This is a genomic window from Reyranella sp., assembly GCF_030651995.1.
Lineage (GTDB): Bacteria > Pseudomonadota > Alphaproteobacteria > Reyranellales > Reyranellaceae > Reyranella.
Genome location: NZ_JAUSBN010000044.1, coordinates 1 through 16,783 on the forward strand (window position 1 = coordinate 1; position 16,783 = coordinate 16,783).

Consider the following 16,783-nt stretch of genomic DNA (forward strand, 5'->3'; position numbering starts at 1 on the left):
GCATCGCCGCCTACAACAACACCCCGCGCAAATGCCTTGGGTTCAAGACCCCGGCCGAGGTATTCATCGCTCAACTGTTGCACTTCAAACTTGAATCCACACCCTCGCTGCGCTCGGGATGACAATTTTCCCCTATCCGAAGTCGCGCGTCATTTTCCCCGGACAGCCCTGCATTCAAATGGGTAGGTGGCGGCGTCTTACGCCGTCGGAGGGGTCATAAGCATAGCAAGGCCCATGACCCCATCGCCCCGTATGACGGGGCACTTCCCCATTTGAATGGGGAAGCCAGTGAGGCGTGATGACTTAAGGCTTCAGTGATCCGATTTTCCCGAAGCCGACGGTGGAGCCGCCGGCGGCTTGACGCCCATCCAGCCCTTCACCGTCTCGCGGAAGCGCTGGAAGGCGACATAGAGGCCCGGGATCACGAAGATGCCGAGGAACGAGGCGGCGATCATGCCGCCGAACACCGCGGTGCCGACGGCGCGCTGGGTCGCGGCCCCGGCGCCCGAGGAGATGACCAGCGGCACCAGGCCCAGGATGAAGGCGAACGAGGTCATCATGACGGCGCGGAACCGCAGGTTGGCGGCCGTCGTCGCCGCGGTGACGACGTCGGCACCCTTCGCGCGTTCTGCCATCGCGAACTCGATGATCAGGATGGCGTTCTTGGCGGCGAGCGCGATCAGCACCACGATGCCGATCTGGGCGAAGATGTTGTTGTCGAGGCCGGCGATCAGCAGTGCCGTCACCGCGCCGAACAGGCCGACGATGACCGACAGCAGCGCCGCCACCGGGATCGCCGTGCTCTCGTACAGGCCGACCAGGAAGAGGTAGGCGAAGACGACGGCGAGGCCCAGGATGAAGCCGGTCTGGCCGCTGGCCGCCTTTTCCTGGAGCGCGGTGCCCGTCCATTCGAAGCCGTAGCCGGCGGGCAGGGTGCGGGTCGCGAGCTTCTCCATGGCGGCGATGGCGTCGCCCGAGGAGTAGCCTGGCGCGGGCGCTCCGTTCACCACCACGGAGCGCAGGTTGTTGTAGCGCACGACCGAGGAGGGCGCGGTGACCATCTCGATGTTCGCCACCGCCTGCAGCGGCACGAGTTCGCCGCTCGCCGAACGCACGCGTATGCGGAACACGTCGTTCACCTTGCTGCGGTCGGCGGCCTCGGCCTGCACCTTCACCTGCCAGGTCCGGCCGAACAGGTTGAAGTCGTTGGTGTAGGCGCCGCCCAGCGCGGTCTGCATCGCTGAGAAGATGTCTGATATCGAGATGCCCAGCGCCTGGGCGCGCTCGCGGTCGAGCTTCAGGTTGATCTGCGGCGTCGAAGCGCTGTAGGTCGTGTAGACTCCCGCGAGTTCCGGCACTTCCTGGGCCGAGATCATCACGCCGCGCGCCACGGCGGCGAGATCGGTGGGCGATGCGCCGGCGAGCGACTGCACCACGAACTCGAAGCCCGACGAATTGCCCAGACCCATGATGGGCGGCAGGTTGAAGGCGAAGACGTTGGCGGAAGCAATCTGGCTGAAGGCGATGTTCAGTTCCTTCAGCGCCTGGAACACCGAGAGCGAGGCGTCCTTCCTTTGATCGAACGGTTTCAGTTCGACCACGACCAGGGCACGATTGGGCAGGGCCAGGCCGTCGATCAGGCTGTAGCCCGAGACCGTGAAGACGCTCTGCTTCCAGGGCTTGTCGGCGATCGTTTTCTCGACTTCCTCGACCGCGGCGAGCGTACGGTTGGTCGACGCTGCATCGGGGAGCTGCACTTCGGCCATGAAGGCGCCCTGGTCTTCGTCGGGCAGGAAGCCCGAGGGCACCAGGGAGCCGATGCCACCGGTCGCGGCGGCGAAGCCGACGACCAGCAGGAGCGCGATGATTCCGCGCCGCGCCAGCGGCGTCACGACTTTCGTGTAGCCGTCGCGCGTCCTGTCGATGCGGCCCTGCATCCAGCCCATGACGCCGGTCGGCTTCTTGCGATGGCGCAGGATCAGCGAGCAGAGCGCCGGCGAGAGCGAGAGCGCGTTGATCGCCGAGATGACCATCGAGACGGACACGGCCACGGCGAACTGGGAGTAGAGCTGGCCCGAGATGCCAGGGATGAAGGCGGTCGGGATGAACACCGACAGCAGCACCAGGGTGATGGCGATGATCGGCCCCGTGACCTGGCCCATGGCCTTCTCGGTCGCCTGGGCGACCGTGAGCTCCGGCTCGTGCTCGAGGATGTGCTCGACCGCTTCGACCACGACGATGGCGTCGTCGACCACGATGCCGATCGCCAGCACCAAAGCCAGCAGCGAGATCGTGTTGGCCGAATAGCCCAGCGCCAGCATGACGGCGAAGGTGCCGATCAGGGCCACCGGCACCGCGATGATCGGGATCAGGGTGGCGCGCAGGTTGCCGAGGAAGATGAAGACGACGATCGCCACGAGCACGAAGGCCTCGATCAGCGTGTGGATCACGCTCTCGATCGTGGCCTTCACGAAGACCGTGGTGTCGTACATCACGTTGTAGGCGACATCCTCGGGGAAGCGCGGCTCCAGCGCCTTGATCGCGTCGCGCACGCCCTGGGCCGTGGCCAGCGCATTGGCGCCGGGCAGCTGGTATATCTGGATGCCGGCCGCGGCCTGGCCGTTGTAGCGGCCCAGCTGGTCGCTGGTCTTGGCGCCCAGCTCGACCCGGGCGATGTCCTTGACCCGGACCAGAGCGCCATCGGACTTGGCGCGCACCACGATGTTCTCGAACTCCTCGACCGTGACGAGGCGACCCTGTGTGGTGATGTTGAGCTGGAAGCTGACATCGTCGAGCAGCGGCGCCGCGCCCACCAGGCCCACCGCGGCCTGGACGTTCTGGGACTGGACCGCCTGCACCACCTCGTTCGGGGTGATGTCGAGGCTCGCCATGCGCTCGAGGTTCAGCCAGATGCGCATGGAATAGTCGAGCGCGCCGAACAGCGAGGCCTCGCCGACGCCGGGCACGCGCCGCAGCGTGTCGAGCAGGGTGATGGTCGTGAAGTTCGACAGGAACAGCGCGTCGCGCGTGCCGTTGGGCGAATAGACGGCCACGACCTGCAGCAGCGCCGAGGATTGCTTCTTGGTGGTGACGCCCAGCCGCTGAACCTCGGGCGGCAGGAGGGCGATGGCCTGGTTGACCCTGTTGTTGACGTTGACGGTGTTGAGGTCGGGATCGGAGCCGACCTCGAAGCTGACGGTGAGCTGGTAGCTGCCGTCACCGCCCGACGTCGACTTCATGTAGATCATGCGCTCGACGCCGTTGACCTGCGCCTCGATGACCTGTGCCACGCTTTCCTCGACCGCCTGGGCCGAGGCGCCGGGAAAGGTCGCGGTGACGCGGACCTGCGGCGGCACGATGTCGGGGAACTGCGCCACCGGCATCGCCGTCATGGCGATGATGCCGGCGATGGTGATGACGGTCGAGATGACGAACGCCAGCCGAGGCCGGCGGATGAACAGCGACGAGATCGTCATGGCTTATTGCTTCTGCGTCGAGGCCGACGGCGGCGCCACGCTGGGATTGACCGTCATGCCCGGCCTCACGCGCTGCTGGCCCTGGACGATCACCCGTTCGCCCTCCTTGAGGCCCGAGGTGATGGCGACCATGCCGTCGCGCGACACGCCGGTCCGGACGCGCTTCTGCTCGACGGCGTTCTTGTCGTTGACGACGAACAGGTAGGCGCCGGTCTGGTCCTGGGCGATGGCCGCCTGCGGTACGGCCACCGATGTCGGAACCGTCTCGCCCTCGATGATGACGCGCAGGGTCTGGCCGTCGGTCAGCATGCCTTCCGGGTTCGGGAAGGTGGCGCGCACGATCTGGCCGTCGGTCTTGGCGTCGACCGTGTTGTCGATGAAGTCGATCTTGCCGATTTCCTTGTAGATCGAGCCGTCGGCAAGCCGGATGCGGACAACGATGCCGTTCGGGTCGGCGGCCTGGTCGCGCCGCGCGTCGAGCAGCTCGCGCTGCGTCACGGGGAAGAGCACGCGGATCGGGTTCTCGCTGACGACGGTGGCCAGCACCCCCGATTCGGGGCTGACGAGATTGCCCGGCGAGAAGGCGGCGCGACCGATGCGGCCGTCGATCGGCGACTTGATGTCGGTATAGGAGAGCTGGAGTTCGGCGTCGCGGAGCTGGGCGCTGGCGTCCTCGACCTGCGCCTTGGCCTGAAGCTGCTCGGAGAGCCGCTGGTCGTAGGTGACCTGGGTGCCGGTATTGGTGCGCAGCAACTCGGCGGCGCGCTTCAGCTGAAGCTCGGCATTCGCCAGCGCGGCCCGCGTAGCGTCGAGCTGGGCCTTCTTCTGGTCGACCGCCGCCTGGTAGGTCTCGGGCTCGATGGTGAAGACGACCTGGTCCTTCTTGACCGGGTCACCGTCGGCGAACTTGCGCGGGCCGAGGAAGCCCTTCACGCGGGCGCGCAATTCGACCTTGTCGACGGCGGCGGCGCGGCCGATGAATTCGGCCTGGTCGGCGATCGGCTTCATCTCGGCGGCCTGCACGAGCACGGCCGGCGGTGGGCCGCCCTGTTGCTGTGCGAGGGCCGGCGCCATGCTGCAGGCAACCCAAAGCGCCGCAGCGACGAGCATTGACGCCGTCGAACGTCGGTCTTTCATCCTGAAGTCCCCGCTCAAAACTATTGGCGGAACAGTGCCTTAATTCGCCCAAATGGTCACGGCAATTCAAGTCGAGATGGGCCTTGCAACACAGCGCGTGATCGGAGAGGAGTCGGGGATGGCGGCATGGCGGTGGTTGGCTATCGTTCTCGCGGCGGCGTGTGCCGTCGCGTCGTTCAATGCTGCCGCACAGACACCCCCGCAGACACCTGCCCCTTCGGCAGCCGGCAGCCCGGCCCAACGCAGCTCCTTCGCCAACCCCGCCGAATACGACAGCTACATGGCGGCGCTGAACACCAAGGACCCGGCGCGGCGGGCGCAGGCAATGGAGGTGTTCATTGCCTGGTATCCCGGCAGCGTCCTGCGGCTCGACGCCCACGAGCAGGCGATCTCGGCCTGGCAGGCGGCCAACCAGCCGGCCAAGGCCGACGTCCTCGTTGCGCGCCTGCTCCAGGTCGATCCCGACAATGTGCGCGCGCTGGCCAACCGTGCCTATGTCGGTCGCCTCAAGGCCTCCGGCGGCGACACCGCGGCGCTGGCAGCCGCAGTCGCGGCCTCCCAGCGCGGGCTTGCCGTGATGTCCAGGTGGCAGAAGCCTGCGTTGCTCGACGATGCCGGCTTCGCCCAGCTCAAGGAGCAAATGGCGGGTATCTTCAACGGGGTGCTGGGCTTCGCGGCGCTGCAGGCGCAGGACTACGACAAGGCGCGCGACTACTATCGCATCGCCGTGGCGGCCGACCCGGCCAACCTGCAGGACGTCTACCAGTATTCGGTGGTCCAGCTCGAAGGTTCGCCGGTCGACGCGCTGGGCTTCTGGTACGGCGCCCGTGCCATCGCCATCGCCAGGGCGGCGAAGAACGACTCGGCGGCGCAGGACATCGATCGCTACCTCCGCTCGCGCTACAGCGTCTATCGCGGCAGCGAGGAAGGATGGGACGCGATCGTGACACGCGTCGCTAACGAGAGCACACCGCCCGCCAACTTCAGGAAATCGATCCCGCGCAACATGACGCCCCCCGAGCGAGCGCTGGAAATCCTGGAGGACAACGAGCCGGCCAAGCTGACGCCGCCGCAGTGGGTGCTCGTGCTGCGCCATCGCGATGTCAGCCCTGCCAACAAGCGGGCAGCCGAAGCGGTGTGGAAGGCGATCGGGGACAGGCAGCAGGGCGGACAGCGGCTGAAGCTGCCCTTCAAGGTCGTCACCGCCACAGCCGAGCGCATCGAGGGTGCGATCACCGACGAGGCCCAGGCCCGCAACCTCGTCGAACTCGACGTTGTGATGATGCGGCCGCTCAGCCCGCTGCCCGCGGTGGGTTCGAAGATCTTCATGTTCGGCACACTGAGCGAATATCGGACCCAGCCGTTCCTGTTCCGCCTGACCCGCGCCGAGCTTGCGCCGGAATCGTTGCCGGTGGCCGGCGGACCCTGCGCGGACCCGCGGCCGAAAATGTGCAGCAAGGACTATCGCCCTGCCTGCGGCCTGCTGCGCGACGGAACGCGCAAGACCTACGGCAACGCCTGTACGGCCTGCAGCGATCCCCAGGTCGTGAGCCAGGGCGCCGGCGCCTGTCCCTGAGGCTGGTCAAGAAGTCGATCAGTGTCCTCGGGCAGTCTCTTCCCCTTTGCGGACTCCGCAAAGGGGAAGTGCCCTCGTCTTATGGCCGAGCTTTGCTCGGCCTCAGTGCGCCAGTAGCAGCGGCACGCGGCAGGACGAGATCACCTTGCCGGTGGCGCCGCCCAGGCCGAGGAAGCTCATCACCTGGCCGCGGCCATAGGCGCCCATCACCAGCAGGTCGGCGCCCTTGCCGTGCGTGTAGTCGAGCAGGGCGCGTCCGCGGGCACGGCCCGACACGGCGCCGGGATCGATGGCGTCGATGGTGGTCTTGAGGCCGTGCCGGCCGAGATTGCGCGCGAGATACGAGGCGCCGACATCGTCGGCCTTGGAGCCGACGACCAGGATCGTGATGGCGCTCGCCTTCGCGAGGAACGGCAGGGAGTATTCGACGGCGCGGGCGGCCTGGAAACTGCCGTTCCAGGCGACGATCACCGAGCCGAAGCCGCCGCTGCCGGCGTTCGGCGGCGCGATCATGACGGGGCGCGCGCATTCGTGGATGGCGGCCTCGACGGTGGCGGGCGCCACGTTCTCGGGGTCGGAGCCCGGGCGACCGAGCACCAGCAGGTCCGAGCAGCGGCCCATGGCGACCAGCGTGTCGAGCGTCGCGGTTTCGGCGGCGGTGTAGGTGGAGCCGGCGTTGGAACCGAGCACTTCCTTGTAGGCGCGGTTCGATTCCTTGGCTCGCTCCTCGAGGCGCTCGTCGTCGAGGTTCATGATCAGCGGCATCGCCTCGCCGCTCATGGCGAGCCCGCCGATGGCGCCGCCGGCCGGTCCGACCGGCAGGTGCAGCGCATCCACGGTGGCGTCGAAAATGCCGGCGACGCGGGCGGCCAGCCGGAACGACATCGCGGCATCGGGACCGCCTTCGGACACGGCCAGAATCGACTTCAACATGGACTACTCCCCCAGGGATTCTTCAGAACGCGCGATTAAGAAGCGGCGGCGCCTCGGGTGCAAGCCAAGTCTTTCGGTCGGCGGCTCAGCGTCGCGCCGCCTGTGCGAGGCCGGTCATCAGCTCTGCGACGCCGTCCAACTCCTGGCCGGCAGTGCGTGCGCCGTGCAGGACCTCGTCGATCGAGCGGCCATTGGCCAGCGACGCCGCGCCCCAGAGCAGCGCCGACCGCATGCCGCTCTTGCAGAAGGCGACGACCCGGCCGTCGCCTTCCGCAAGCAGGTCGGCGAAGGCACGCACCTGGTCGGGCGTCGCGCGCGGACCGGAGAAAGGCAGGTCGAGAAATTGCAGTCCGGCTGCTTCGGCGGCCGCCCGCAGGTCCGCTGTCTTCGGCTGGCCGAAGAAGGCCTCTCCGTCCGGTCGGTTGTTCACGACGGCGGTGAAGCCTGCAGCGGCGACTTCCTTCATGTCGCTCGGATCGAGCTGACCGGAGACGGAGACCCGATCGTCGACGGGCAACAGGGAAAGGCTCATGTCGACAACTCCCGCCTGCGGATCCAATGGATGAAGGGAAGGGCCAGCAGGACCATCCAGAGCTTGCCCAGGATCTGGCCGGCCAGATAGTCGAGGCTGCCGAAGGCCAGCCACAGGAAGAGGACGCTGTCGGCGACAAGGCCGACGAGGCTGCTGGCCAGCACGGCCAGCACGAGGCCGCGCGACTGCAGCGGCGTGTAGACCGCGAAGTCCGCGAGTTCGGACAGGAGGAAGGCCGTCGCCGAGGCGACGAGAAGCTGTGTCGGCGCGACGGCCCCCGACAGGGCGGCCCCCGCCACGATGGCGCCGACGGCGACGCCGCGTCCGAGCCGTCGCTGCACGAGGTCGCGCAGGACCAGCGCCAGCCCGATCATCAGGACGCCCGAGGGCGCCATCAGGGGCTTGCCGCCCGGGCCCCACGGCCAGACCGGCACCAGGCACGGCCCCTGCGGGACGCAGACGGCGCCGACATTCCCGATCATCCAGTTGGCGAGCGGGATGCAGGCGATGAAGCCCAGAAAACAGATCAGGCCCGCGAGCTTTGCCTGCTTGGTCGAATTCATGCCCGCGCTCCTAGCAGGTCTGCTGTGCCACTGGAACCCTCGGGAACCCCATCGCACGGGTTGCGTTAGGTCGCACACAATCCAGGAGACCTTTCATGCAACGCCTCGCCCGCCGCTCGGTCCTGTTCGGCGCCGCCGCCCTGTCGGCCCTCCCTGTCACCGCCGCGTTCGCGGTCAATGCACTGCCCGATTCCCGTTTTGTGGGCTTTGCCCAGGAGTTCAACGACTTCGAGATCGCCTCCGGCCGGCTCGCCTTGGCCAAGTCAACGAACGAGAATGTCCGCGGCTTCGCGGCCCGAATGGTGGCCGACCAGACCGAGGCGGCGCAGTACCTGAGCAAGGCGCGGCAGGAAGCGGGCGTCTCCTACGCGCCCGATCCCAGCAACGCGCCGGGCTGGACGGCCACGCTGCAGCGGCTGCAGGTACTGGAAGGCGTGGAGTTCGATACCGCCTATGCCAACGCCCAGCTCGCCGCGCACATCGACGCCAATGCCCAGTACGGCGCCTATTCACAGGACGGGGGCAACGGTGCTCTGCGCCGCTATGCCCAGGGCCAGCTTCCGAAGATCCAGCAGAACCTGACCGGCGCGCGTCAGCTGGCCGGCGGCCGCTAGGCTCCTACAGCGAGGCCTTGCCCTCGCGCCACGCGACGAAGCCCCGCTTGCGCAAGGCGCAGGCGGGGCACTCGCCGCATCCGTGGCCCCAGTCATGCCGCGCCCCTCGGACGCTGTCGTAGCAGGTGTGGGTGTGCTCCAGGATGAGATCGACCAGAGGCGGGCCGCCCAACTCGTGGGCAAGTCCCCAGGTCTCGGCCTTGTCGAGCCACATCAGGGGCGTGTGAAGCACGAAGGCGCGGTCCATACCGAGGTTGAGCGTCACCTGCAGCGCCTTGATCGTGTTGTCGCGGCAGTCGGGATAGCCTGAGAAATCCGTCTCGCACATGCCGCCCACCAGGTTGCGGATGTTGCGCCGCCAGGCCACGGCGGCCGCGAAGGTGAAGAAGAGGAGGTTGCGGCCCGGCACGAAGCTGTTGGGCAGCCCGTCCTTTTCCATCGCGAAGGCGACGTCGCGCGTAAGCGACGTGTCACTGATCTGTCCCAGCACGCCCATGTCGATGAAATGGTCTTCACCCAGCCGCTCCGCCAAGTGCGGGAAGCGATGCCGGATCTGATCGAGGACGACGAGCCGTTGTTCGAGCTCGATCCGGTGCCGTTGGCGATAGTCGAAAGCGACCGTCTCGACATGCGCGAATCGCTCTAGCGCCCAGGCCAGACACGTGGTGGAGTCCTGTCCACCGGAGAAGAGGACGAGGGCAGATCGGGCATCGTTCATGAGGGGCTTTATCGCCCGCAACCTCCCTCCGCGCTACAGTGTTGGCGTTCAGCAGACCCATCCACCACAGAAGGAGGAACCCATGTTCGTCTCCGATATCCTGTCGCGTAAGGGCGGTCTCGTTCACACGGTCACGCCGGGCACCTCGGTCGGCCAGATTTCCCAGCAGCTCAGCACCCGTCACATCGGCTCGGTGCTGATCCTCGATTCCGACGATTCGGTCGCCGGCATCGTCTCCGAGCGAGACCTCGTGCACGCCTTCGCCAGGCACGGCGCCGCCGCCCTGGACCTCGAGGCGCGCACCATCATGACCCGCGATGTCGTGACCTGCGATCCCGACGATTCGATCGAGCATGTCATGCAGCTCATGACGCGCGGTCGCTTCCGTCACCTGCCGGTGGTGCGTCATGGCGAATTGTTGGGCCTGGTGTCGATCGGCGACGTCGTGAAGACGCGTCTGGAAGAGGCCCATCACGAGACCGAGGCGCTGCGGGCCTACATCGTTGCCGGCTGACGGCTGCGCTTAAGTTCGGACACGATCTCCGCTAGGGTCCCGGCCGGACCCTGGGCGGAGAAGTCATGTCATTACCCCTGCAAGGCAAGGTCGCGCTGGTGACGGGCGCGGGCAAGAACATCGGGCGCACAATCGCGCTGACCCTCGCGCGCGACGGAGCGGCCATCGTGGTCAACGGGCGTTCGGACAGAGCGGCGGTCGATGCCGTCGTCGGCGAGATCGAGGCCGCCGGGGGCCGGGCGATGGCCGCCATGGGCGATGTCTCCGATCCGACCGTGCCGCCGCGTCTCGCGGCCGAGGCTACCGCGAAGTTCGGCGGCGTCGACATTCTCGTCAGCAACGCGGGCCTGCGCCGCCAGACCTCCTTCCTCGACATGTCGTTCGAGGAGTGGCGCGAGATCATGTCGGTCGCGCTCGACGGCGCCTTCCTGCTGGGCAAGGCGATCGTGCCCCAGATGGTGGCGCGGGGCGGCGGCGCCTTCGTGGCGCTGTCCGGCATTTCCACCCATGTCGGCACGCCCAACCGCTGTCACGTGTCGGCCTCCAAGTCGGGCCTCGAAGGCCTGATGCGGGCGCTCGCGGTCGAACTGGCGCCGCACAAGATCACCTGCAATGCGCTGGCGCCGGGCGCCATCGACACGACGCGCGGGGCCGCGGCGGGCGCACGTCCGGCGGTGAACCGTCCGATTCCGCTGAAGCGCTTCGGCACGGTCGAGGAGATCGCGGCCATGGTGCGCCTGCTGGTCGGGCCGGAAGGCACCTTCATCACCGGCCAGACGATCCACGTGAACGGCGGCGAGTTCCTGACATGAGGAACCTGATCACCGACGTGCCCGGCGTCCTGGTCGGCAACGCCCAGGACATGCGCGCCGCCACGGGCGCCACGGTCGCGATCTTCGAACAGGGCGCCGTGGCCAGCATCTCGACCCTGGGCGGTGCGCCGGGCGACCGGATGGGCACCTCGCTCGAGCCCGAGATGGTGGGCGAGATGATCGACGCCGTCGTGCTGTCGGGCGGCTCGGTGTACGGGCTCGACGCGGCGGGCGGCGCCTCGGCCGTGCTCTGCCAGCGCGGCCAGGGCCGCACCTTCGGCGGCCTCGCCATTCCGGTGGCGGTGCAGGCCATCCTGTTCGACCTGGTCAACGGCGGCGCGAAGGACTGGATGCGCGAGCCGGTGAAGCACGAGCCGCCCTACTGGGCTCTCGGTCGTGACGCCGCGCTGGTGGCAGCGCACGACTTTGCGCTGGGCACGGCGGGGGCCGGCGTCGGCGCCACCACGGCGGGCCTGAAGGGCGGGTTGGGATCGACCAGCGCCCGGACCAGCCAGGGCTTCACGGTCGGCGCGCTGGTTGCGGTCAACGCGGTGGGCTCGGCCACGATCGGCAGCGGCCCGCATTTCTGGGCGGGCGCCTATGAGCAGGGAAGCGAGTTCGGCGGCCTGGGCTGGCCGGCCCGGCTACCCGAGGATGCACTGAAGATGCGCTTCAAGGGACAGCCCTTGCCGGTTACGGCGACCACCATTGCGCTGGTCGCCACGGACGCGACGCTCACCAAGGCGGAGTGCAAGCGGTTGGCCATCATGGCGAATGACGGACTCTCCAAGTCGCTGCGCCCCGTGCATGCGCCGAACGACGGCGACACGGTGTTTGCTGCCGCGACCGGCAAGGCGGGCCGCGGCGGCAATCCGCCGGTCCTGACGGAACTCGGCACCGTGGCGGCCGATTGCCTGGCGCGGGCCGTGGCGCGCGGCGTCTACGAGGCGACGGCGCTGCCCTTCGCGAATGCCGTACCCGACTGGAAGACGAAGTTCGGAGGCGGTCGGCCATGAGCTACCTGGTCGTTTTCGTGGGCGCCGGTATCGGCGGCGCCGCCCGACACGGGATGAACATCTGGGTCGCGCGCCTGCTGGGCTCGCACTTTCCCTGGCACACGCTGGTGATCAACATCCTGGGCTCGATCCTGATGGGCCTGATCACCGGCTGGTTTGCCGAACGGATCGGTGCGGCCGGCCATCTGCGCCTTTTCCTCGCGACCGGGGTGATGGGCGGGTTCACGACCTTCTCCGCCTTCTCGCTCGACGCGGTGCTGCTGTGGGAGCGGCATGAATATCTGATGGCCGCGCTCTATGTCGGCGGTTCGGTCGCCGGTGCGATCGCGGGCCTCGCCGCCGCGCTCTGGATCATGGGCAAGGCGCTGGCGTGAGCCAGCCGCCGGGTTTCGACGTCGTCGTCCTGGGCGGCGGCGCCGCGGGGTTGATGTGTGCGATGCGGGCGGGCCAGCGCGGCCGCAGGGTCCTGCTGCTCGACCATGCCGAGAAGGTCGGCAAGAAGATCCTGATCTCGGGCGGCGGCCGCTGCAATTTCACCAACCGCGAGGCACGGCCCGAGGCGTTCCTCTCGGCCAATCCGCATTTCTGCAAATCGGCGCTGGCGCGCTACACGCAGCACGACTTCATCGAGCTGGTGAACAAGCACCGTATCGCCTGGCACGAGAAGACCTTGGGCCAGCTCTTCTGCGACGGCTCGGCCCGGCAGATCGTGGCGATGCTGCTCGACGAATGCGCGGCGGTGGGCGTCGATGTGCGGGTGGCGCACAAGGTGACGCGCGTCGAGAAGTCGGACCGCTTCACGGTCGCGACGGACCACGGCGATTTCTCCGCGACCTCCGTCGTGCTAGCGACGGGAGGGTTGTCGATCCCGAAGATGGGCGCGACCGGCTTCGCGCACGATGTTGCGCGCCACTTCAAGCTGCGTATCACCGACACGCGGCCGGCGCTGGTGCCGCTCACGCTCCCGGTGCCTGAGATCAGCGGCGTGTCGCTCGACGTCGAAGCGTGCTGCGGTCGGGCGAGCTTTCGTGAGGCCCTGCTGTTCACTCATCGCGGCCTGTCGGGCCCGGCAATCCTGCAGGTCTCATCCTACTGGAAGTCGGGACAGGAGATCGTGGTCGACCTGCTGCCAGATCTCGATGCCGCGTCATTGTTGAAGGAGCGCAAGCGCACTCGGCCCAAGGCCGAGCTACGCACGATCCTCGCGGAGGTCCTGCCGCAGCGCCTGGCGCAGAGCCTGGCGCCGGAGGGCCTCATGGCCAACCAGCGCGACCGCGATCTCGACACGCTGGCGAACCGCCTGAAGACGTGGACCTTCGTGCCGACCGGCACCGAGGGCTACGCCAAGGCCGAGGTCACGCTGGGCGGCATCGACACCGACGGGCTGTCGTCTAAGACGATGGAGGCGAAGAAGGTCCCGGGCCTGTTCGCGATCGGTGAGGCGGTCGACGTGACCGGCTGGCTGGGCGGCTACAATTTCCAATGGGCCTGGTCGTCGGGCTGGGTGGCCGGCGAGACGGTGTAGGCAGGCGTGTTGAACGGTCCCCTTGTCGGCTCAACTGAGCAAGCGACTTGGCGACATGGTCAGGTGCCGATCGGGGGATGGAACGATGGCGACAAGTTGCGCTGACCTTTACATGGCCAAGCTGACGACCGCCGCCAAGGCAGTTGCGGGCGTTCGCGATGGTGCCACGGTTTCCCTCGGCATGGCGATCGGCCAACCGCCGGCTTTGCTGGCGGCGCTTGCCGATCGGTTGCGATCCAACGACCTCAAAAAGATACGGCTCTATTACAAGATCGCCATGTAGCCGTTGGCCACGTCGCTGCTGGCCGAGGATGTCATCGAGAAGGTCGACGCCCACAGCTTCTTCATCGGCGGCCCCGACCACGAGATCATCAAGCGGCAGCTCAAGACCGGCAGGAAGCTCCTGAGCTTCGTTCCCGTCAACTTCAGCCAGATCCCCCGCCTGTTCGAGGAGATCATCGCGCTCGTCACCTTCATCGTGACGGTCTCGCCGATGGACGGGGGTGGCTTTTTCTCGCTGGGCACGAACAACGATTTCGCCTCGACCGCCGCGCGGCGATGCAAGCGTCTGATCGTCGAGGTCAATCGCAATATGCCGCGGGTTTTCGGACAGTCGCAGATTCACGTGAGCGAAGTGGCTGCGATCGTCGAGAACCACGTACCGCTGATCGAGGCGGGGGTCGCCGAGCCATCGCCCGAGGGACGTGCCATCGGCGCCCTGGTGGCGCCCATGGTGCCGAACGGCGCCACGATCCAGCTCGGCATCGGCAAGATTCCCTCCGGTGTTGCCATGGCCCTGGAGAAGCATGCGGACCTCGGCATCCACACCGAGCTGTTCTCGCCGGCCATGGCCGACCTGGTCCAGAAGGGCGTCATCACCGGCGCGCGCAAGACGCTCCACCCCGGCAAGCACGTCTTCACCGTGGCCTTCGGTACGACCGACTCCTACGCCTTCATGAACGACAACAGCGCCTTCGAGAGCTACGCATCGTCGTACGTGAACGACATCCGGGTCATCGCGCAGCACGACGACTTCATCTCGGTCAATACGGCGATCGAGATCGACCTCTACGGGCAGGTCAACGCCGAATTCATCGGCGAGCATGAGTACAGCGGGTCGGGTGGCCAGTTCGACTTCGTGAAGGGCGCTTCGCTCGCGAAGCGCGGCAAGTCGATCATCGCGATCCAGTCGACGGCACGGAAGGGAACGGTCTCCAGCATCGTACCGAAGGTCGCGATGGTGACCGACCTCCGCATGGACGTCGAATGGGTGGTCACCGAACACGGTGCGGTAAATCTGCGGGGCAAGTCGACCAAGGAACGCGCCCTCGCGCTGATCGGAATCGCCCATCCGGCTTTTCGCGACGAGCTGACGTCTACGGCCCGCAAAGTCAAGTTGATCTGAGGATTGATCGCATGCCGCTGATCCGGACTTCGCTGGCCGACAAGATCGGCACCATTGCGTTCGACCATGACGACAAGCGCAACGCCCTCGGCGCGGACCTGATTGCCGAGGTGATCGCAGCCCTGGATGCCTTCAAGGCCGATGGCGCACGCGTGGTCGTGCGGCGCAGCGCCTCCGGGGGCAAGGTCTGGTCGGCCGGTCACGATGTCGGCGAGCTGCCGAGGGCGGACGTCGACCCGCTGCCCTATAGCGATCCGTTGGAGCAGTTGCTGCGGGCGGTCAAGGCGTTTCCGGCGCCGGTGATCGCCATGGTTCACGGTTCGGCATGGGGCGGTGCGTGTGATCTGGTCATGGCCTGCGACCTCGTGATGGGCGACGAGACCTGCGCCTTCGCCATCACGCCTGCGAAGCTCGGGTTGCCGTACAACGTGGCCGGCATTCTCAACTTCATGAGTCGCCTGCCGCTGACCGTGGTGAAGGAGATGTTCTTCTCGGCGAATCTCATTTCGGCCGAACGGGCGGAGCGCGCCGGTATCGTCAATCAAGTCGTGCCGGCGGCGTCGCTCGAGGCGGAAACCTACGCGATGGCGAGGACGATCGCATCGCGTTCCTCAAAGGCGATTGCTGCCTCCAAGGAGGCCATCCGCGTGCTGAGCGAATCGGTCCCGATCAACCCGGCGACCTATGAATACCTCCATGGCCTGCGCCGGGATGTCTATTTCGGTCCCGACTACCATGAAGGCACGGCGGCATTCCTCGAGAAGCGTGCGCCAAAATTCTGAGCCGGTGTCTGGCGCGGGCAGGGCGCATCGACCATAGCGCCGTGTCCCGTGCGGATCTTCGCCCGGTGAGGCTGTCGACGTGAGCGGGCGGATGGCGAGGCAATCGGTCTGAGGCGCGTTCGTCAGTGACCGAGATAGCTCCGCCGCAGATCGGGATCTCGGGCGAGGTCGGCGGCGCTGCCAGACAGCGCGATGCGGCCGTTCTCCAGAACATAGGCGCGGTTCGCCTATGCCGAAATCCCGAACGTCAGTAGTAGGCTTTCTCCGACTTTGGCGGATCAATGGTGACAGAAGTCAAACGCTCTTCGCTGGGTCCGCTACGGACGCGATTGCGGATATTGTGTTCCAGCACGGAAATCTCCGATGCGGCGAAAAAATCGTCGCGATCCTCGCCGGCTTCGAAGTAGCGACCGAGATGGCATCGGCTGAAATCGCCGAGAAAGATTGCCGACATTTCCGAACCATGGTTCTTCAGAAACGCGAAAGGCCGGTCATCCTTGCGCAGAAGAAGACCGATCAGCCTGATTGCCTTGTAGATCAGCGAACTGTCATGAAACATGACTGCCGAATCCGTCTTCATCATCGGCAGGGCCCACAGGAAATCGCGGAAGCAGGCTTGGTCAGTATGCTCGCCGTCGATGAAAGCGAGATCAAACCGACGATCCGACGGCGGCAGCGTGTCGATTGACCCATCGTGAGTCGTCAGCTTCGTCGTTGCCAACCCCGCCTCGTGCAGGCGGTCGAGCATCGACTGGGTGGTGATGCCGGCATAGTCGAACAGAGCGCCGCGTTCATCGGGCAGGGTCTTGCCGCGCTCGTCGATGGAAAGGATCGACGTGCAGGCTGGGTCCCTGAGAAAGGGCGCCAAGCTGCCGCCGAGAAAAGACCCGATTTCCAGGTAGTCGTAGCAGGGCGCGAAGTCACCGATCAGCCGCTGCGCAGCAAGAAGGAACTCCTTGTCGCGAATGCTGCTCTGCGACTCGATGGGAAAGAGGAGAGCAATTTCGGAAGTTTTCGGCATTGTGACGAACCGCCAGGGAAGCAACCAAGGAGCAGGGCGATGACATGGGGGAAAGCATCGTGCAAAGCAAGCCTTGTCAAACGAAGTGCTGAAGCAAGCCATGTCCGGTTCGGGGCAAGCGCTACAGGTCGTATTTGGCCACACTGCAGGCCAAGTCCG

The 16,783-nt window shown here is 66.7% G+C and carries 17 protein-coding genes; 10 read left to right on the top strand and 7 right to left on the bottom strand.

Annotated elements, in window-relative coordinates; translation table 11 throughout:
* Positions 1–311: 311 nt before the first annotated feature.
* Both Q7V45_RS13370 and Q7V45_RS13375 read right to left on the bottom strand, forming a co-directional pair.
* Positions 312–3,476 (bottom strand): efflux RND transporter permease subunit, encoded by a 3,165-nt coding sequence (locus Q7V45_RS13370; protein WP_304852712.1) that lies wholly within the window; start codon positions 3,474–3,476, stop codon positions 312–314.
* A gap of 3 nt (positions 3,477–3,479) precedes the next feature.
* Positions 3,480–4,613 carry an efflux RND transporter periplasmic adaptor subunit gene (locus Q7V45_RS13375; protein ID WP_304852714.1) on the bottom strand — a complete coding sequence of 378 codons (1,134 nt, stop codon included), beginning with the start codon at positions 4,611–4,613 and terminating at the stop codon, positions 3,480–3,482.
* Between the two features lie 118 nt (positions 4,614–4,731).
* Between Q7V45_RS13375 and Q7V45_RS13380 the strand changes: the two genes are divergently transcribed.
* Complete coding sequence (locus tag Q7V45_RS13380) at positions 4,732–6,189, top strand: hypothetical protein (RefSeq protein WP_304852716.1); 1,458 nt, start codon at positions 4,732–4,734, stop codon at positions 6,187–6,189.
* 102 nt (positions 6,190–6,291) lie between these two features.
* Here the strand turns inward: Q7V45_RS13380 and Q7V45_RS13385 are convergent, their stop codons facing one another.
* The 3 genes from Q7V45_RS13385 to Q7V45_RS13395 all read right to left on the bottom strand — a co-directional run bounded on the left by Q7V45_RS13385 (position 6,292) and on the right by Q7V45_RS13395 (position 8,217).
* Entirely contained in the window at positions 6,292–7,122 is an 831-nt protein-coding gene (locus Q7V45_RS13385; RefSeq protein ID WP_304852718.1) for a universal stress protein, read from the bottom strand.
* Positions 7,123–7,207: 85 nt separating this feature from the next.
* A complete protein-coding gene (locus Q7V45_RS13390; protein ID WP_304852720.1) occupies positions 7,208–7,654 on the bottom strand; it encodes a TIGR01244 family sulfur transferase in 447 nt (148 codons plus the stop codon).
* A complete protein-coding gene (locus Q7V45_RS13395) occupies positions 7,651–8,217 on the bottom strand; it encodes a VUT family protein (RefSeq protein ID WP_304852722.1) in 567 nt (188 codons plus the stop codon). The genes Q7V45_RS13390 and Q7V45_RS13395 overlap by 4 nt, the downstream gene beginning before the upstream one ends.
* A 95-nt stretch (positions 8,218–8,312) precedes the next feature.
* Here Q7V45_RS13395 and Q7V45_RS13400 point away from each other — a divergent pair, with 95 nt between their 5' ends.
* Positions 8,313–8,831, top strand: a complete 519-nt coding sequence (locus tag Q7V45_RS13400) for a DUF4142 domain-containing protein (protein WP_304852725.1) — start codon at positions 8,313–8,315, stop codon at positions 8,829–8,831.
* A gap of 4 nt (positions 8,832–8,835) precedes the next feature.
* Here the strand turns inward: Q7V45_RS13400 and queC are convergent, their stop codons facing one another.
* Positions 8,836–9,549, bottom strand: coding sequence for a 7-cyano-7-deazaguanine synthase QueC (queC, locus tag Q7V45_RS13405; RefSeq protein WP_304852727.1), 714 nt, complete (start codon positions 9,547–9,549; stop codon positions 8,836–8,838).
* Between the two features lie 82 nt (positions 9,550–9,631).
* Between queC and Q7V45_RS13410 the strand changes: the two genes are divergently transcribed.
* The 8 genes from Q7V45_RS13410 to scpB all read left to right on the top strand — a co-directional run bounded on the left by Q7V45_RS13410 (position 9,632) and on the right by scpB (position 15,603).
* On the top strand, positions 9,632–10,063 hold the full coding sequence (locus Q7V45_RS13410) for a CBS domain-containing protein (RefSeq protein WP_304852729.1): 432 nt from the start codon (positions 9,632–9,634) through the stop codon (positions 10,061–10,063).
* 65 nt (positions 10,064–10,128) lie between these two features.
* Entirely contained in the window at positions 10,129–10,875 is a 747-nt protein-coding gene (locus Q7V45_RS13415; protein WP_304852731.1) for an SDR family NAD(P)-dependent oxidoreductase, read from the top strand.
* Entirely contained in the window at positions 10,872–11,891 is a 1,020-nt protein-coding gene (locus tag Q7V45_RS13420; protein WP_304852733.1) for a P1 family peptidase, read from the top strand. Before Q7V45_RS13415 ends, Q7V45_RS13420 begins: the two co-directional genes overlap by 4 nt.
* Entirely contained in the window at positions 11,888–12,265 is a 378-nt protein-coding gene (crcB, locus tag Q7V45_RS13425; RefSeq protein WP_304852735.1) for a fluoride efflux transporter CrcB, read from the top strand. Before Q7V45_RS13420 ends, crcB begins: the two co-directional genes overlap by 4 nt.
* A complete protein-coding gene (locus Q7V45_RS13430) occupies positions 12,262–13,416 on the top strand; it encodes an NAD(P)/FAD-dependent oxidoreductase (protein WP_304852737.1) in 1,155 nt (384 codons plus the stop codon). The genes crcB and Q7V45_RS13430 overlap by 4 nt, the downstream gene beginning before the upstream one ends.
* A 112-nt stretch (positions 13,417–13,528) precedes the next feature.
* On the top strand, positions 13,529–13,699 hold the full coding sequence (locus Q7V45_RS13435) for a CoA-transferase (protein WP_304852739.1): 171 nt from the start codon (positions 13,529–13,531) through the stop codon (positions 13,697–13,699).
* A 3-nt stretch (positions 13,700–13,702) separates the two neighbouring features.
* The gene (locus Q7V45_RS13440; protein WP_304852741.1) at positions 13,703–14,821 is read left to right on the top strand and encodes an acetyl-CoA hydrolase/transferase family protein; all 1,119 of its coding nucleotides are present in this window, start codon (positions 13,703–13,705) and stop codon (positions 14,819–14,821) included.
* A gap of 11 nt (positions 14,822–14,832) precedes the next feature.
* Positions 14,833–15,603: a methylmalonyl-CoA decarboxylase gene (gene scpB, locus Q7V45_RS13445; RefSeq protein ID WP_304852744.1), complete on the top strand. Its 771-nt coding sequence runs from the start codon at positions 14,833–14,835 to the stop codon at positions 15,601–15,603.
* A gap of 247 nt (positions 15,604–15,850) precedes the next feature.
* On the opposite strand, the gene Q7V45_RS13450 is transcribed toward scpB, so the two are convergent.
* Positions 15,851–16,624 carry a class I SAM-dependent methyltransferase gene (locus Q7V45_RS13450; protein WP_304852747.1) on the bottom strand — a complete coding sequence of 258 codons (774 nt, stop codon included), beginning with the start codon at positions 16,622–16,624 and terminating at the stop codon, positions 15,851–15,853.
* Positions 16,625–16,783: the final 159 nt, after the last annotated feature.

Bases quoted from the DNA above. Each gene is read 5' to 3' on its own strand.
- Q7V45_RS13385 (WP_304852718.1), bottom strand. From the start codon at position 7,122: ATGTTGAAGTCGATTCTGGCCGTGTCCGAAGGCGGTCCCGATGCCGCG.
- Q7V45_RS13390 (WP_304852720.1), bottom strand. From the start codon at position 7,654: ATGAGCCTTTCCCTGTTGCCCGTCGACGATCGGGTCTCCGTCTCCGGT.
- Q7V45_RS13450 (WP_304852747.1), bottom strand. From the start codon at position 16,624: ATGCCGAAAACTTCCGAAATTGCTCTCCTCTTTCCCATCGAGTCGCAG.
- Q7V45_RS13420 (WP_304852733.1), top strand. From the start codon at position 10,872: ATGAGGAACCTGATCACCGACGTGCCCGGCGTCCTGGTCGGCAACGCC.
- Q7V45_RS13380 (WP_304852716.1), top strand. From the start codon at position 4,732: ATGGCGGCATGGCGGTGGTTGGCTATCGTTCTCGCGGCGGCGTGTGCC.
- queC (WP_304852727.1), bottom strand. From the start codon at position 9,549: ATGAACGATGCCCGATCTGCCCTCGTCCTCTTCTCCGGTGGACAGGAC.
- Q7V45_RS13435 (WP_304852739.1), top strand. From the start codon at position 13,529: ATGGCCAAGCTGACGACCGCCGCCAAGGCAGTTGCGGGCGTTCGCGAT.
- scpB (WP_304852744.1), top strand. From the start codon at position 14,833: ATGCCGCTGATCCGGACTTCGCTGGCCGACAAGATCGGCACCATTGCG.
- Q7V45_RS13400 (WP_304852725.1), top strand. From the start codon at position 8,313: ATGCAACGCCTCGCCCGCCGCTCGGTCCTGTTCGGCGCCGCCGCCCTG.
- Q7V45_RS13395 (WP_304852722.1), bottom strand. From the start codon at position 8,217: ATGAATTCGACCAAGCAGGCAAAGCTCGCGGGCCTGATCTGTTTTCTG.
- Q7V45_RS13410 (WP_304852729.1), top strand. From the start codon at position 9,632: ATGTTCGTCTCCGATATCCTGTCGCGTAAGGGCGGTCTCGTTCACACG.
- crcB (WP_304852735.1), top strand. From the start codon at position 11,888: ATGAGCTACCTGGTCGTTTTCGTGGGCGCCGGTATCGGCGGCGCCGCC.
- Q7V45_RS13370 (WP_304852712.1), bottom strand. From the start codon at position 3,476: ATGACGATCTCGTCGCTGTTCATCCGCCGGCCTCGGCTGGCGTTCGTC.
- Q7V45_RS13375 (WP_304852714.1), bottom strand. From the start codon at position 4,613: ATGAAAGACCGACGTTCGACGGCGTCAATGCTCGTCGCTGCGGCGCTT.
- Q7V45_RS13415 (WP_304852731.1), top strand. From the start codon at position 10,129: ATGTCATTACCCCTGCAAGGCAAGGTCGCGCTGGTGACGGGCGCGGGC.